The 14,783-nt window shown below is 53.9% G+C and carries 14 protein-coding genes; 11 read left to right on the top strand and 3 right to left on the bottom strand.

Annotation, left to right across the window (positions count from 1 at the left end):
* Positions 1 to 121: 121 nt before the first annotated feature.
* The 8 genes from ONV78_RS05485 to pgi all read left to right on the top strand — a co-directional run bounded on the left by ONV78_RS05485 (position 122) and on the right by pgi (position 10,924).
* Positions 122 to 298, top strand: a complete 177-nt coding sequence (locus ONV78_RS05485) for a hypothetical protein (protein ID WP_216740036.1) — start codon at positions 122 to 124, stop codon at positions 296 to 298.
* Positions 288 to 3,254: a sensor histidine kinase gene (locus ONV78_RS05480; RefSeq protein WP_279501730.1), complete on the top strand. Its 2,967-nt coding sequence runs from the start codon at positions 288 to 290 to the stop codon at positions 3,252 to 3,254. The genes ONV78_RS05485 and ONV78_RS05480 overlap by 11 nt, the downstream gene beginning before the upstream one ends.
* Positions 3,255 to 3,257: 3 nt before the next feature.
* On the top strand, positions 3,258 to 4,646 hold the full coding sequence (locus ONV78_RS05475) for a sigma-54 dependent transcriptional regulator (protein ID WP_216740034.1): 1,389 nt from the start codon (positions 3,258 to 3,260) through the stop codon (positions 4,644 to 4,646).
* A 988-nt stretch (positions 4,647 to 5,634) separates the two neighbouring features.
* On the top strand, positions 5,635 to 7,008 hold the full coding sequence (gene pcnB, locus ONV78_RS05470) for a polynucleotide adenylyltransferase PcnB (protein WP_279501728.1): 1,374 nt from the start codon (positions 5,635 to 5,637) through the stop codon (positions 7,006 to 7,008).
* The gene (folK, locus tag ONV78_RS05465) at positions 7,005 to 7,487 is read left to right on the top strand and encodes a 2-amino-4-hydroxy-6-hydroxymethyldihydropteridine diphosphokinase (RefSeq protein ID WP_279501726.1); all 483 of its coding nucleotides are present in this window, start codon (positions 7,005 to 7,007) and stop codon (positions 7,485 to 7,487) included. Before pcnB ends, folK (ONV78_RS05465) begins: the two co-directional genes overlap by 4 nt.
* Before the next feature lie 87 nt (positions 7,488 to 7,574).
* Complete coding sequence (gene panB / locus ONV78_RS05460; RefSeq protein ID WP_279501725.1) at positions 7,575 to 8,369, top strand: 3-methyl-2-oxobutanoate hydroxymethyltransferase; 795 nt, start codon at positions 7,575 to 7,577, stop codon at positions 8,367 to 8,369.
* Positions 8,366 to 9,217, top strand: a complete 852-nt coding sequence (panC, locus tag ONV78_RS05455; RefSeq protein ID WP_279501723.1) for a pantoate--beta-alanine ligase — start codon at positions 8,366 to 8,368, stop codon at positions 9,215 to 9,217. The genes panB and panC overlap by 4 nt, the downstream gene beginning before the upstream one ends.
* A gap of 33 nt (positions 9,218 to 9,250) precedes the next feature.
* On the top strand, positions 9,251 to 10,924 hold the full coding sequence (pgi, locus tag ONV78_RS05450; RefSeq protein WP_279501721.1) for a glucose-6-phosphate isomerase: 1,674 nt from the start codon (positions 9,251 to 9,253) through the stop codon (positions 10,922 to 10,924).
* A gap of 15 nt (positions 10,925 to 10,939) precedes the next feature.
* Here the strand turns inward: pgi and folK (ONV78_RS05445) are convergent, their stop codons facing one another.
* Both folK (ONV78_RS05445) and folB read right to left on the bottom strand, forming a co-directional pair.
* Positions 10,940 to 11,440, bottom strand: a complete 501-nt coding sequence (gene folK, locus ONV78_RS05445; RefSeq protein ID WP_279501720.1) for a 2-amino-4-hydroxy-6-hydroxymethyldihydropteridine diphosphokinase — start codon at positions 11,438 to 11,440, stop codon at positions 10,940 to 10,942.
* Entirely contained in the window at positions 11,433 to 11,795 is a 363-nt protein-coding gene (gene folB / locus ONV78_RS05440; protein WP_164887393.1) for a dihydroneopterin aldolase, read from the bottom strand. The genes folK (ONV78_RS05445) and folB overlap by 8 nt, the downstream gene beginning before the upstream one ends.
* Positions 11,796 to 11,929: 134 nt before the next feature.
* Here folB and plsY point away from each other — a divergent pair, with 134 nt between their 5' ends.
* On the top strand, positions 11,930 to 12,514 hold the full coding sequence (gene plsY, locus ONV78_RS05435) for a glycerol-3-phosphate 1-O-acyltransferase PlsY (RefSeq protein ID WP_279501719.1): 585 nt from the start codon (positions 11,930 to 11,932) through the stop codon (positions 12,512 to 12,514).
* A gap of 13 nt (positions 12,515 to 12,527) precedes the next feature.
* Here plsY and tsaD read toward each other — a convergent pair whose 3' ends face one another.
* Positions 12,528 to 13,559: a tRNA (adenosine(37)-N6)-threonylcarbamoyltransferase complex transferase subunit TsaD gene (gene tsaD / locus ONV78_RS05430; RefSeq protein ID WP_279501763.1), complete on the bottom strand. Its 1,032-nt coding sequence runs from the start codon at positions 13,557 to 13,559 to the stop codon at positions 12,528 to 12,530.
* 349 nt (positions 13,560 to 13,908) lie between these two features.
* Between tsaD and rpsU the strand changes: the two genes are divergently transcribed.
* A complete protein-coding gene (rpsU, locus tag ONV78_RS05425) occupies positions 13,909 to 14,124 on the top strand; it encodes a 30S ribosomal protein S21 (RefSeq protein WP_011399974.1) in 216 nt (71 codons plus the stop codon).
* A 142-nt stretch (positions 14,125 to 14,266) separates the two neighbouring features.
* On the top strand, positions 14,267 to 14,710 hold the full coding sequence (locus ONV78_RS05420; RefSeq protein WP_127973703.1) for a GatB/YqeY domain-containing protein: 444 nt from the start codon (positions 14,267 to 14,269) through the stop codon (positions 14,708 to 14,710).
* Positions 14,711 to 14,783: the final 73 nt, after the last annotated feature.

The following is a 14,783-nucleotide window of genomic DNA, read 5'->3' as shown; positions in this document are numbered from 1 at the left end:
TTATATTTAATAAGTACGCGAAAACAACCAATTGGGAAGCCAAAAAGGTATTTTGCATGCTCCCGTTTCCTCCAGTAACATGGACAAACCTAGTCTTCCGGGTATTTTGGTAACGCGGTCTATGTATATTTATCGCTTGGTGTTTCTGCTGATTTTAGGCGTCTACATTTTTTCACCCGTGATCATGGACTGGTGGATCGCGCCGGGTAGCGCCTGGTACAGGCCTTACATTATCTGGTCTCTACTGATCGTCGTCGCATACTGGTTAGAGCGAAAGCGGGGACCGAATGAATTTTAGCGCCTGGAGCCTGCTCGCCTACGGAGCCCTGTACCTCAGCGCATTGTTTGGCCTGGCTTATATCACCGAGCGCGGCTGGATACCTTTACGCTGGGTCCGGCACCCCGCCACCTATGTTTTATCTCTCGGCGTCTACGCCAGCGCCTGGGCGTTTTACGGCTCCGTCGGCCTAGCTTACGAATTCGGCTACGGCTTTCTGGCTTTCTATCTGGGGGTTTGCGGCGCTTTTCTTCTTGCGCCAGTGTTGTTGATTCCGGTACTGCGGGTCACCAAATCCTATCAACTTTCTTCAGTGGCGGATTTATTCACCTTCCGCTACAGAAGTCAGGCGGCAGGCACCATCAGCACGCTCTTCATCAGCTTCGCTTCACTCGCGCTGCTGGCGTTGCAGTTTCAGGCGCTCGACAACTCCCTGCATGTTCTGGCGCCGTCTCAGGACACACGGATCGTCAGCCTGCTGTTCTGCGCCATGATCATTTTCTTCGCCATCTTTTTCGGCGCCCGCGGACAAACTCGCGCGGAAAGACACCCCAGCCTGATCGTGGCGATTGCGCTAGAAGGCGGCCTCAAGCTGGTGATCATACTGGCCCTGGCCATATTAATCGCCTATCAGGTGTTCGGCGGCTTCGGCGAAGTGAACAGCTGGCTGCAAGAGAATGCGCAACGCATCAGCGCCATGGAGCGCCACTTAGAGGAAGGGCCCTGGCGGGCGATGCTGCTGATATTCTTCGCTTCCGCCTTGGTGATGCCGCACATGTTTCATGTCACCTTTACAGAAAACCTGAATCCCACTGCGCTTTACAAAGCGAGCTGGGGACTACCGGTGTACCTGCTCCTGATGAGTCTGCCCATCCCTATTTTCATGTGGGCGGGCATCAAGCTGTCCGTTCCCACAACGCCGGAATTTTTTATTCTCGGCCTGGGTCAGGTGCTCAACGCCCCCTGGATCAGTATTGTCGCCTTTCTTGGCGGACTGACCGCCGCCAGCGGCTTACTGATCGTGACCTGTCTGGCGCTGGCTTCGATGATGCTCAATCACGTTATTCTCCCTGTATATCAGCCTTTGTCCCGCGGCAATATCTATTCCTGGCTGACCTGGGTAAGACGCGGCTTAATCTTGTTTATACTCGGCTCAGGCTACCTGTTCTCTCTATTCCTGGACAACCGCTTCTCCCTTTCCGAGCTGGGCATACTGGCTTTTTCCGCTGGCCTGCAGTTGCTGCCAGGGGTGATGGCGGTCATCTATTGGCCCCTGGGAAATCGCAACGGCTTCATCAGTGGCTTATGCGCCGGCGTAAGCTTGTGGTTCGTCACCATGCCATTGCCCATCCTGTTCGGTGTAGACGTGTTCTCGGTCAATCCATGGCGCGACAGCTACAGCTTCAATCCTGACGATTGGCACTACTATGTGATGGCGTCCCTGACGCTGAATATCTTCGTTTTCGTCATGGTCAGCCTGTTTACCGACGCCTCTCAGGCAGAAGCGCGCTCCGCCCAGGCCTGCTCCGTCGACACACTGATGCGTCCATCACGACGCGAATTGGTCGCTACCAGCTCCGAGCAGTTCAAGGACTTCCTGACAGAGTCTCTCGGCCGCCAAGCCGCCGAAAGAGAAGTGAATCACGCCCTCGCGCAGTTGCAGTTGCATGAGGTCGAGTACCGCCCCTATGCGCTACGCAGACTGCGCGATCAGATCGAAGCCAATTTGTCAGGGCTATTAGGCCCGGCTCTGGCGCAGGACATCGTCAAACAGAATCTCAGTTTCAAGCCCGCCACCAGCGTTGCGCCCGCTCAGGACATTTACTTCGTTGAGAGCAAGCTGGAGGAATACCATAACCGCCTCAGCGGACTTGCCGGCGAATTGGATACGCTGCGCCGTTACCATCGGCAAACCTTACAAAATCTGCCTATCGCCACCTGTTCTTTAGGTGCTGATCTTGAAGTGTTGATGTGGAATCACGCGATGGAGCAGCTGACGGGAATTCCCGCTCCGCAGGTCATCGGTTCGCACATCAGCGCCATCGCCAAGCCTTGGTCCACGCTGCTCTTTAGCTTCGCCAACGCAGAAGAGCGCCATGTATCCAAGAAGCGCCTGGACATTAACGGCGCGCCACACTGGTTCAATCTGCACAAAGCTGCGATTGAAAGCGATGGCGCATCGGGAGCCGGGCAAGTGTTGCTTTTGGAAGACTATACCGAGACCCAGTTACTGGAGGACGAGCTGGTTCACAGTGAGCGTCTCGCTTCCGTGGGACGTCTTGCAGCGGGGGTCGCCCACGAAATTGGCAATCCGGTAACGGGTATCGCCTGTCTTGCCCAAAACCTCAAGCTCATGACCAGCAACGAAGAAGTGCTGGAGACGGCGGGACATATTCTTGTACAGACCCAGCGGGTTTCTAGAATTTTACAAACCCTGATGAATTTCGCCCGCTCCGGCAATTACACCCAATCCGCCCAGCATGGGCCGACAGAGTTAAAACGTTGCGTCGACGAAGCGATACACTTACTCTCCTTATCCACTAAAGAGCCACAGGTGCTCTACGTCAACGAAGTGGAAGAAACGGTAAAGGTAATGGGCGACGGACAACGTCTGGTGCAGGTGTTCGTCAACTTGCTCAGCAACGCCCGCGACGCTTCGGAGGCTTCAGCCAATATCTGGGTGAGAGCGTCGCTGCAACAATATTCCATCCACGTTGAAGTGGAGGACGAAGGCAGCGGCATCAGCGGCGACCAGATAGATCACCTGTTCGAGCCCTTCTATACCACCAAAGGCCCCGATAAGGGCACTGGTTTGGGGCTGTCTCTAGTGTACAGCATCATAGAAGAGCACTACGGCCACATTCGGATAGAAAGTCCGGCGGATAAAGAATCCGGCAAAGGAACCCGGGTCATTATCGAACTACCGGCTTATCAGTCCGACTCAGAAAGTATCTCTGTAGAGTTAACGGAAACTTAAGCTATGGCTTTAATCTTGATTGTAGAAGACGAGAGCATTATCCGCTCCGCCCTGACGCGACTCTTACAGCATAACGGTTACGCCGTCGCCGAAGCGGACTCCGTTGATCGCGCCCTGGAAGTTGCGGAGCAAAGCAAACCGGATTTGATCATTTCCGATCTGCGTCTTCCCGGTCGACCCGGCACCGATCTGATTCAGGCGACCGAGACTCCCGTCCTGATCATGACCAGTTACGCCAGCCTGCGCTCCGCCGTGGATTCTATGAAACTCGGCGCGGTGGACTATATCGCCAAGCCTTTCGATCACGACGAGATGCTGGCGTCGATCAAATCCATCCTGGACAGACGCCCCGCCAAGCCCTCACCTCCCAAACTCGAAGCAGAAAACGCCTCCGCGCGCGCGGACATCAATGACCTGATGTTCGGCGAATGCACGGAAATGCTGAAGCTGTTCGATTTGATCGGCAAAGTCTCCCCGACCGACACCACCGTACTGATTCAAGGCGAGTCAGGCACAGGTAAAGAACTGGCCGCTCGCGCCCTGCACATGTTGAGCCGACGTCGGGAGGGCGCTCTCATCTGCGTCAACTGCGCAGCGATTCCAGAAACACTGATTGAATCCGAGCTATTCGGCCATGAGAAAGGCGCGTTTACGGGCGCTGTGGGCGCGCGTAGCGGCCTGATAGAGGCGGCTGACGGCGGCACCTTATTTCTCGACGAGATAGGCGAACTGCCACTGGAAGCCCAGGCGCGTTTGTTACGGGTGCTCCAGGAGGGCGAGATTCGTCGGGTCGGCTCCACCCAGTCCAAACGCGTGGACGTACGCCTCATCGCCGCAACGCACCGTAACCTCAAGGCAATGACCAAAGTGGGCGAGTTCCGGGAAGACTTGTTTTACCGACTGAACGTCATGCAGCTCCGCATCCCCCCATTGCGGGACAGGGAGGATGATGTCATCGGTCTGGCTAAAATGCTGCTGGCTAAAATGGGCGAACGTATGGATAAGCCCAACCTCAAGTTCGATAAGGACGCCCTCACCCTTATTCGTCGCTATCAGTGGCCAGGCAACGTGCGAGAGATGGAGAACGCCGTCGAGCGCGCCGTCATCCTCTCGGACAGCGATCACATCGGCAAAGACCTGCTGGCGATTGATCTGGAGGGAGAGCTGGATATCCCCGAAGGTATGCTGAGCATGGACAACCCCGCCAACTCCAAAGGCGCGGATAAAGGCACGGATTTGTCATTAGAGGACTATTTCCAGCACTTTGTACTGGAAAATCAGGACACCATGAGCGAAACCGAGTTGGCCCGCAAATTGGGCATCAGCCGCAAAAGTTTATGGGAGCGTCGACAGCGTTTGGGCATACCGCGCACCAAAAAAAGCGCTAAGTAACACTTTTTCCAGCCAGCCCGGTTCATCCGGGCTGCAATCCCCCCACACTTTCCTTTCTCACGCCCCAAATCGTTTCTTTTTGATCGATATTTAGTCGGTCGCGCGCATTTATTGCTCACAACCTAAAATTGTTACGCTAAGTTGACTTGCATATTCACTAATGTGGGCCATAATTTTGATTAAAAAACAGTCTAAATGCGCCTCGCGCCCCTCTTTGTGACACCAACTGCGGTTGAGTTGTTACCCAGCGTTACTTTGGGGAACACCAGGATGCCCTTTCAGTGGGCATTGGTAACACTCAGGTAAGCAAAAACACGTATGACTTTTGAACACTTGCAGCTACATTGCTGTTTTATAATGTTTTTTTAATTTTCTGGCACGCCCCATGCTCTCTTACAGTGCAAAATAAAAATAAAAATGCACCGAACTGCACAAATAAAAATAAAAAAGCAGAGTGAACAAAAAGAACAACCCAGAACAAAAATAAAAATACGGGTGGCGAACTGATTGTTTTGGATGCCGAGCTTTTTAGTGGTATTTCAAGGTATGGGTAGGGTGTCTAGTATTAAAAAGAACCACGACAGTGGACATTCTAGACTTAAACAACACTATCCAAATCCCTATTATCACTCGAAGTATTCAAAGCGTTCCGTTTGTAACTAATCCTCTAGGCTCTAATTGTGGAGCGACCAATCGTTTGGGACCAAGACAAAAATAAAAACAAAAAATCGTCTAACCTTCTTCTCAGTGGGGGAAAGCAACATTGCTTTCCCCTTAGTTATTCTCCCCTCTCCTCATTTTTTCCTTAAATTTCCGTCTTTTGTCGACTAATGCCCCATCAAAGCTATGCTTAAAGCATATTGGGTCTGAGCACCTTTCAGCCGCATTCCACCACGTATGAGGCACGGCTTTTGCTGTCGCAATATCCGTTACAAAAGAGTACACTCCGGCCCTCGAAATCATTGGTATTGATAGACACAAGATCGTCATGCTGAAAAAGTTAATGGGCCTGATAAAACCGGGACGCAAAGAAGCCGGCGCAAAACCTTTGAAACTGCGAATCATCCCCCGCGACAGCCATACAGTCTCACGCAAGCAGATTAGCCCTGCGGCGTTGAAAGTTCTCTACCGCCTGAACAGCGCCAACTATGACGCCTTTCTAGTCGGCGGAGGCGTGCGCGATTTATTACTGGGCGAACAGCCCAAAGACTTCGACGTCGCCACCAGCGCAACCCCAGAACAAGTGCGTGAGCAGTTCAACAACTGTCGTCTGATCGGACGTCGTTTCCGCCTCGCTCATGTGCGCTTCGGTCGTGAGATCATAGAAGTCGCCACATTTCGCGCCGGTCATCAAAATGCTGGCGAAGACGACGGCGACGCGGTCACCAGCGATTCAGGCCAGATACTGCGCGACAATGTCTACGGCAACCAGGAAGAAGACGCGCTGCGCCGTGACTTCACTGTTAACGCGCTTTATTACTGCGTCAGAGACTTCAGCATTTATGACTACGCAGGTGGCATCGAAGACATTGAGCACCGGGTACTGCGCCTGATCGGCGACCCTGAAACCCGTTACCGGGAAGATCCCGTGCGCATGCTGCGCGCAGCCCGATTCGCCGCAAAATTGGATTTTTCAATCGAAGAACGCACCGCCAGTCCCATCCTGGATCTAGGCCCCTTGCTTCTCAACATTCCCTCAGCGCGTTTGTTTGAAGAAGTACTGAAGCTGTTCCTATCCGGTAAAGCCGTACGTACATTCGAAATTCTGCGCCAGTTCGACTTATTCAAATTCCTGTTCCCAGAAACTGACCGCCTGCTGGAAAATGAGCACCCCCATGCGGAGAAACTGATCCTGCAGGCGCTGCGCAACACGGATAAGCGAATCGCCCAGGACAAGCCGGTAACCCCTGCCTTCTTGTACGCGGCCATGTTGTGGTCGCCAATGCAAAGACTGCAGCAGCGCTACCAAGACGACGGCTTGCCTCCCATGCAGGCTATGCACAAGGCAATCGACAAAGTGCTGGCGCAGCAGGTCAAGCACACTGCGCTGCCCAAGCGCTTCAGTCAGCCCATGCGTGAAATCTGGGAATTGCAGCTCCGTCTGCCGCGTAAACAAAGCAAACGTCTGCAGAGCCTGGTGGAACACCCCCGCTTTCGCGCCGCCTACGACTTCCTGGTCTTGCGTGAACAAAGCGGTGAAGACCTGCAAGGACTTGGCGAGTGGTGGACGCGCTATCAGGAAGCCGATGACCAGGGGCGTAATAAATTGCAGCAGCAAGGCCCTAAACGGGACGGCTCCGGTGGACGCAGACGTCCGCGCAGACGCCCACGCCGCACCAACAACAGTGCGCCATCGCAATGACAGCCTGCTATGTCGGCTTGGGTAGTAACCTAAGCCAGCCTGAGCAACAGCTGCGCCAAGCGCTAAGCGCGCTGGAAGATATATCCGGCGTCCAGTTGCTGCAGGCTTCTAGCCTGTATCGCAGCGCGCCCCTCGGCGCGCCTGACCAGCCCTGGTATGTCAACGCGGTCGCGCAACTGGAAACCAGCCTGGAACCTCTCGACCTGTTGCGAGAGCTGCAAACTATTGAGAACAATCAAGGCCGCGTACGCCAGGGCGAACGCTGGACTCCCAGAACCCTGGATCTGGATTTGCTGTTATTTGGCGATGAAACCCTGAACAGCGAAGTACTGACCGTACCTCATTACGCTATGCACGAGCGTAACTTTGTTATATTTCCCTTGGCTGAAATTGCGCCGAATTGCGTTATTCCAGGCATTGGATCGATATCCGCTCTGCTTGCGACATTGCCGCAGGAAGGCATTGAGCGTATTCAGTAGGACGAAACGTCTCCTCAACGCATCCGGGACTTTATTCACACCAGGTTTCCATTTAGTCTATTGCCTCCAACAGTACAGGATGATTGCATGTCCATCACTCTGAGCACCCTCCTGGACCTCAAGAAGAAATCCGAAAAATTCGCGGTAATGACCGCCTATGACGCCACCTTCGCCTACGAAATGGATCAGGCTGGCGTTGAGGTGATATTGGTCGGCGATTCACTCGGCATGGTTTTACAGGGTCACGACAGCACGGTTCCAGTTCGCCTGGAAGACATGGTTTACCACACAGCGTCAGTCAAACGCGGCGCGCGCAACGCGTTCATCATCGCAGATATGCCTTTTATGAGTTACGGCACGCCGGAACAGGCGATGGCCGGAGCCAGGCTGCTCATGCAAGCAGGCGCGCACATGGTGAAACTAGAAGGCGGAGCCTGGCTTTGTGACGCCATTGCCCACCTTTCCCGCCAGGGCGTCCCGGTATGCGCTCATTTAGGGCTAACGCCACAGTCCGTCAACAAGTTCGGCGGCTATAAAGTGCAAGGTAAAGAAGCAAGTCAGGCGCAGATGATGCTGGACGACGCCAAGGCTTTGGAACAAGCCGGCGCTGACATATTATTGCTGGAATGCGTCCCCACCAAACTCGCCAAGCAATTGACGGAAGAAGTCAGCGCGCCGGTCGTCGGCATTGGCGCAGGGCCTTACACTGACGGACAAGTGTTGGTGATGCACGATCTTTTAGGAGTCGGCGCAGGCAAGAAACCGAAGTTCGTCAAAAACTTCCTTGCCGGTTCCGATTCTATTCAAGCAGCGTTTAAAGGTTACGTGGAAGCCGTTAAGAGCGGCGCATTTCCGGCGGAGGAGCACAGCTTCAACATATGATCACCATCCACAGGGTTAAAGATCTGCGCGCCGCAATCCGGCAGCAGCGTACGCAAGGGAAACGCATTGGACTGGTGCCCACCATGGGCAACTTGCACGCAGGGCATGTCAGCCTTGTCAAACAAGCCAAGGAATTGTGCGACTATGTGGTGACGTCCATCTTCGTTAACCCGCTACAGTTTGGGGCAAACGAGGATCTGGACAAGTATCCAAGAACCTTGGACGCAGACAAAGAAAAGCTGGTCGCCGCCGGTAACCACCTTTTATTCACCCCGGAAGTCAGTCAGCTGTATCCAGAGGGACTGGAGCGCCACACCAAGGTTATTACCCCCGCGCTGAGTGAGCTTCACTGCGGAGCCAGCCGACCCGGACACTTTACTGGCGTAACAACCGTCGTATCCATGCTGTTCAACATGGTGCAGCCGGATGTCGCCATATTTGGTGAAAAAGACTTTCAGCAATTGGCGGTCATTCGCAAAATGACCCGCGACCTTTATCTTCCTATCGTCGTTGAGAGTGGTTCCACACTCAGGGAAACGGACGGTCTGGCGATGAGTTCCCGCAATGGCTACCTTTCCGCCGAACAACGCCAAACGGCGCCATTGCTGTACAAGCTCCTGCAAGAAAGTGCGGAGCAGATTGAAAATGGCGACAAGGACTTCGCCGCAATAAGCGCAGAAGCCAACAATAAACTGACGCAAGCCGGTTTCGTTCCTGACTACTTCAATATCGTGAACAGCGACACTCTGTCTCCGGCGGTCGCCAGCGACAGCGACATCACGATACTTGCGGCGGCCTACCTGGGAACGACAAGGCTTATCGACAACATCAGCGTACACCTAGGTTGATATCCATCATCAATCCCAAGGAAATTCAAAACAATGCAAGACACGCCTCAAACGCTTAACGATAAGGCAAAAGAAAGCTGGCGGGCGTTGCAGCAACATGCTGCAGATACCGCCAACGACCATATTCTGGATTACTTTCATCGCGATCCCGCCAGAGTCCAAAGCTACTCTCTCAGTGCTGCGGGACTCACTCTGGACTACTCCAAGAACAGAGCAAACTCCGCTACGTTGGAAAAGCTGGTAAAACTGGCTGAAGACGCAGGAATGAGAAAGTCCATCGACGCCATGTTCGCTGGCGAACCGATCAATCACACGGAAGGCCGCGCGGTTCTTCATACCGCACTGCGCAGCAGTTCCGATACGCCAGTGCTGGTGAATGGCCAGGATATCAAACCCGAAATCCGCAGCGCCCTGGCGCAAATGGAGCAGTTCGTCAGCAAGGTTCACCGTGGCGAATGGTTAGGTTACAGCGGCAAGCCGATCAATGATGTCGTCAGCATCGGTATCGGCGGCTCCTATCTGGGGCCTCGCGTTGCGGTAGAAGCACTGCGTCCTTACTGGCAGGAAAACATCCGCTGCCATTTCGTCTCCAATGTGGACGGCTCTGATATTGCCTACCCCCTGGAGAACCTGAATCCAGAGACCACGTTGTTCATCGTTCAGTCCAAGTCTTTCACGACTCAGGAGACACTGGCGAACTCCATGACCGCTCGCGAGTGGTATTTGCGCGAAGGCGGTTCTGAGGCGGGACTAAGCAAGCATTTTGTCGCAGTCTCCAGCAACGTGCAGCGCGCCCGTGATTTCGGTATAGATGCGGAAAATGTATTCCCGATGTGGGATTGGGTCGGGGGACGCTACTCTTTGTGGTCCGCCATTGGCTTGCCCATTGCGCTGCAAGTTGGCATGAAGGCCTTCAGAGAGTTGCTCGCCGGCGCAGAAGCCATGGACCAGCACTTCAAAACTGCGCCGCTCGAGCAAAATATGCCCGTATTGATGGGCATGCTAGGCATCTGGTATCACAATTTCCTGGGCGCGGACAGCTACGTTATCCTGCCCTATGACCAGACGCTTGAGAATCTGCCTGCGCACCTGCAACAGGTTGATATGGAAAGCAACGGCAAAGGCGTCAACCGTTCAGGCGTTGGCGTCGACTACGCCACGGGCCCTATTATCTGGGGCGGCGCCGGCACTAACGGCCAGCATGCCTATCACCAGTTACTGCACCAGGGCACACGCTGGACCCCAGCGGACTTCATTCTGCCGCTGAAATCCCACAAGCCCGCCGGACGTCATCACGCCATGCTTGCCTCCAACTGCTTCGCGCAGAGCCAAGCATTGATGTGCGGCAAGTCTCTTGAGAAGGCGCATCAGGAGCTGTTTGATGCTGGCATGTCATCAGAGCGCGCAGAGGAACTGGCACCTCATAAAGTGATTCCCGGCAACCGTCCCAGCAACACGCTGGTGATGGATGAAATCAATCCGCATACGCTCGGCGCACTGATAGCCCTGTATGAGCAAAAAGTTTTCGTGCAAGGAGTTATCTGGAATTTGAATTCTTTTGATCAGTGGGGCGTAGAGCTGGGCAAACAACTTAGCGACAGCATATTGCCCATGCTGCTGGACACCGGCGCGTCTACGGATGCGCTAGATCCGTCTAGTGCAGCGCTGGTGGAGAAATTCCGCAAAGCCAACGATTCCGGGAGCTAACTCTCCCGGATTCCGCTAGAAAGTCCGATCGCGCCAGCTAAAGGCGACTCTGTGAAGTTGCTGGGCGCGATCATACTTTTCCCACAACTCCGCGTAGGAGACATTCAAGGCCGGGTGGCGCTCATTGGGCTCAAGCTCCGCCAGGGGCAGCAAAACATAAGCGTTCTCTGTTATTTCACCCCGCGGAAGCGCAATCCCCTCCACTTCTCCCACAACATCTCCATAGGTAAGGATATCGATATCCAGCGTGCGCCCAGAGTGCTTGGACTCCAATCCAGTACGCCCGCTGCTCGCCTCAATCTGCTTCAAGGTGCGCTGCACTGCGCCAACCGGCTCCTCAGTGTGAAACGCCGCCACCAGGTTGATGAAGGCGTCGCCGGCGAACCCAATCGCTTCCGACTCATATACCGGCGATAAACGCAAATCCTGAAAATGCGCATCCAACGCGTCTAGCGCCAGAGCAATATTCTTATCCGGGTCGATATTGCTGCCAATACCAACAACCACTTTAACCACTCTTGCGAGCTCCTCTTTCAATTCTTACTCCCACGCTACGCGCTTCCGCGACAGCGCCAGGCTTTCGGATCGTCAGACGCAACCAGGGCGCGCCAAACTCTTTCTGCAGCAATTCAGCAAATCGCTCAGCCAGAGTCTCAATGAGCTGAAAGCGACTGGCTGCGGCATATTCACGCAAACGCTCGCTGACGGCTGCATAGTTCAGGGTGAGATCAAGATTATCCTCACGCGCCGCACCGGAAATATCGCATCCCAGCTCGATATCAACAAAAAGCCGTTGTTGATACCCCTTCTCAAATTCGTAAACGCCGATTATGGCGTCTACCTGTAAACCTTCAATAAGTACTGTATCCATGACACCTAACATACGCCCGTCGTCTATACGCAGGGAAAGAAGCGTTCCCTAGCGACCAAAGGGGTGTAGACAAGCAACCTCTATTATGGCTCATAATCTACGCAGTCTGATCTATTTTAAGCCGCAGGGGGCCCATGGAGCATCCTTTTCAACTTCTCATGGCGACATCTATCGCCTACCTGCTCGGCTCCATCATGGGCGCCTATTGGGTATGCCGTTACTTCCAGCTCCCCGATCCCACCGAAGCAGGCTCCGGCAATCCTGGCGCGACCAATATTTACCGCCTCGGCGGCCTTATTCCCGCCATGCTTACTTTATTCTGGGACGCCGCCAAAGGCGTCGCCGCCGTCTGTATCGCAGCCATGCTTGGGCTTTCACCCTATGAACAAGGCGTCACCGCCGTAGCGGCGATTGTCGGCCATATGCTGCCGGCATTCCATCACTTCAAGGGAGGGAAAGGCGTCGCCACAGTGTTGGGAGCGGGGCTGGCGCTGGCCTGGCAAACCACTCTCGCTTTGACGCTGGTGTGGGCGGCCGTCGTATATTGGAAGCGGATCTCATCCCTTGCCTCGCTGACCGCCGCAGTAATGGCGCCCTGGGTGGCATGGCGACTTAATCCGGAGCATCTCGCCCTATTCCTCATATTGGCGCTGTTCATTCTGATTCGACATAGAGAGAACATCATCAATCTGGCCAAAGGCAAAGAGCGCTCGCTTTGATCTCCCGCCGCCCTTAACCCTTAATTGAAGGCAACTCCACCAGAGGCCAGCGTGGTGTGGCGACAACGCTAAGATCTCCTCGTTGTCCGGCAGCCAGGCGCTGATAGCCAGCATAGGCGATCATTGCACCGTTATCGGTACAAAATTCCGGCCGGGCATAATAGACCTGAGCTCTTTCGCCTTTGGCCATTTGTTGTAACTTTTCCCGCAGTCGGCGATTCGCGCTGACCCCGCCAGCCATGATCAATCGTTTCAATCCAGTCTGCTTGAGCGCCCGACGACACTTGATCACCATAGTCTCCACCACCGCTTCCTGAAAGCAGGCGGCGACATCTGCACGCAAATTATCATCAACGCCACCACTGGCTTCCGCCTCTTGGAGAGTATTCAGCGTAAACGTCTTAAGCCCGCTGAAACTGAAATCCAACCCGGGGCGATCCGTCATCGGACGCGGAAATTTGAATCGTTGCAGATTCCCCTGCTCCGCCAACTTGGCTACTTGAGGGCCACCGGGGTAATCCAAGCCAAGCATTTTGGCCACTTTATCGAAAGCCTCTCCTGCGGCGTCGTCCACAGACTCCCCTAAAAGCTCATATTCGCCGACGCCGTCGACCCGCACCAACTGCGTATGGCCGCCCGAGACCAAAAGGGCGACAAAAGGAAATTCCGGTGGATTTTCTTCTAACATGGGAGCCAGCAAGTGCCCTTCCATATGATGGACGCCAATAGTAGGGATATCCAAAGCGTAAGCCAGCGCCGAGGCGATAGCGCCTCCCACCATTAAAGCGCCAACCAGCCCTGGACCCGCCGTATAAGCGATAGCATCGACATCGCTTTTGCCGACGCCCCCCTGACTTAATACCTCTTCGATCAAAGGAATCACTTTTCGCACGTGATCGCGAGAAGCCAGCTCCGGCACTACGCCGCCATAATCCGCATGCAACTTGATCTGACTGTACAGCGTGTGAGCCAACAGTCCGCGCTCTCCGTCGTACAACGCAATTCCGGTTTCGTCGCAGGATGTTTCTATGCCCAGTACTAACATGTTCTGATCCGCCATCATCAAATCGCCGCACAGGTCGGCCACCATACTCATCGGGGCGTTCTTGACCGTCGTTCTACGTCAGGACAGTACAATAAAAGCCAGCTAAGCGCCCAAACGCTTGACAGCAGCGACCAGCAGGGCCGCTCGCCCAAGCCGGGCATCTTATAGCCATCGTGACAACTATTCCATTCCCAATCGCCTTTAAATTGAGCGCCGCTCGCACAGATTTGTTAGAATTTATACAGGACAACACCTTTACAAGGGCAACCCAACGGGATTACAATGCGCGCCCTATTTGTGTTGACACAATTTTAACCAATTCGGTTTTTACAGATCATAGAGAGGGGATATGCCTTCCGTAAAAATTAAAGAGAACGAGCCATTTGACGTTGCCCTTCGCCGCTTTAAGCGTTCATGCGAAAAGGCAGGAATCCTTTCAGAAGTACGTCGTCGCGAGTTCTACGAGAAGCCGACTTCAGAAAGAAAGCGCAAGTTGGCTGCCGCTGTAAAACGTCACGCGAAGAAAGTTCAGCGCGAACAAAGACGTTTCGAGCGCCTGTACTAATCGAATTACGCCCGCGTTGACCTGGTCTTAATACTGTTGAGACCGGGTTGTTGGCGTTAATACGACTTATACAAGTCTCGCATTTTCCAGTTCTAGTACGCTTTACGCTTATATATCCAATACGGACAGAGACAATTCGATCATGTCATTGAAAGACAGTTTAACCGAAGCCATGAAATCGGCCATGCGCAGCAAGGAAAAAGACCGCCTTGGAGCCATTCGTTTGATTCTGGCGGACATTAAACGAATCGAAGTGGACGAGCGCATTGAAGTTGATGATGCTCGTGTTCTCGAAGTGCTGGATAAGATGGCGAAACAACGCAAAGACTCCATCTCTCAATTTTCCGCCGCTGGCCGGGACGACCTGGTCGCTAAAGAACAGCTTGAGCTGGACGTAATTCAGGGCTTTCTACCTGAAGCGCTCAGCGAAGAAGAACTTGATCAACTTATCCAAACTGCGGTAAGCGAATCAGGCGCGGAGTCGATACGCGATATGGGCAAGGTAATGGCGGTCCTGAAACCACAAGTTCAGGGACGTGCGGACATGGCGGTCATCGGACAAAAAGTTAAAAAAGCTTTGTCCTGATCCCTTCTGCGACTATCTTAATCACCCAAACGCTTCTCTATATTACGGCGACCTGTTTTAGGACTTCGCCAGG

Origin of the sequence: Hahella sp. CR1, from assembly GCF_029813005.1 — a bacterium.
GTDB lineage: Bacteria > Pseudomonadota > Gammaproteobacteria > Pseudomonadales > Oleiphilaceae > Hahella.
The sequence above is the reverse complement of the archived record's forward strand: the minus strand, read 5'-3'. Positions and strand labels throughout refer to the sequence as shown.

What these genes read in the sequence shown, in the direction of transcription:
- ONV78_RS05485 (WP_216740036.1), top strand. Translation starts at nt 122, where the DNA reads ATGTATATTTATCGCTTGGTGTTTCTGCTGATTTTAGGCGTCTACATT.
- ONV78_RS05480 (WP_279501730.1), top strand. Translation starts at nt 288, where the DNA reads ATGAATTTTAGCGCCTGGAGCCTGCTCGCCTACGGAGCCCTGTACCTC.
- ONV78_RS05475 (WP_216740034.1), top strand. Translation starts at nt 3,258, where the DNA reads ATGGCTTTAATCTTGATTGTAGAAGACGAGAGCATTATCCGCTCCGCC.
- pcnB (WP_279501728.1), top strand. Translation starts at nt 5,635, where the DNA reads ATGCTGAAAAAGTTAATGGGCCTGATAAAACCGGGACGCAAAGAAGCC.
- folK (WP_279501726.1), top strand. Translation starts at nt 7,005, where the DNA reads ATGACAGCCTGCTATGTCGGCTTGGGTAGTAACCTAAGCCAGCCTGAG.
- panB (WP_279501725.1), top strand. Translation starts at nt 7,575, where the DNA reads ATGTCCATCACTCTGAGCACCCTCCTGGACCTCAAGAAGAAATCCGAA.
- panC (WP_279501723.1), top strand. Translation starts at nt 8,366, where the DNA reads ATGATCACCATCCACAGGGTTAAAGATCTGCGCGCCGCAATCCGGCAG.
- pgi (WP_279501721.1), top strand. Translation starts at nt 9,251, where the DNA reads ATGCAAGACACGCCTCAAACGCTTAACGATAAGGCAAAAGAAAGCTGG.
- folB (WP_164887393.1), bottom strand. Translation starts at nt 11,795, where the DNA reads ATGGATACAGTACTTATTGAAGGTTTACAGGTAGACGCCATAATCGGC.
- plsY (WP_279501719.1), top strand. Translation starts at nt 11,930, where the DNA reads ATGGAGCATCCTTTTCAACTTCTCATGGCGACATCTATCGCCTACCTG.
- tsaD (WP_279501763.1), bottom strand. Translation starts at nt 13,559, where the DNA reads ATGTTAGTACTGGGCATAGAAACATCCTGCGACGAAACCGGAATTGCG.
- rpsU (WP_011399974.1), top strand. Translation starts at nt 13,909, where the DNA reads ATGCCTTCCGTAAAAATTAAAGAGAACGAGCCATTTGACGTTGCCCTT.
- ONV78_RS05420 (WP_127973703.1), top strand. Translation starts at nt 14,267, where the DNA reads ATGTCATTGAAAGACAGTTTAACCGAAGCCATGAAATCGGCCATGCGC.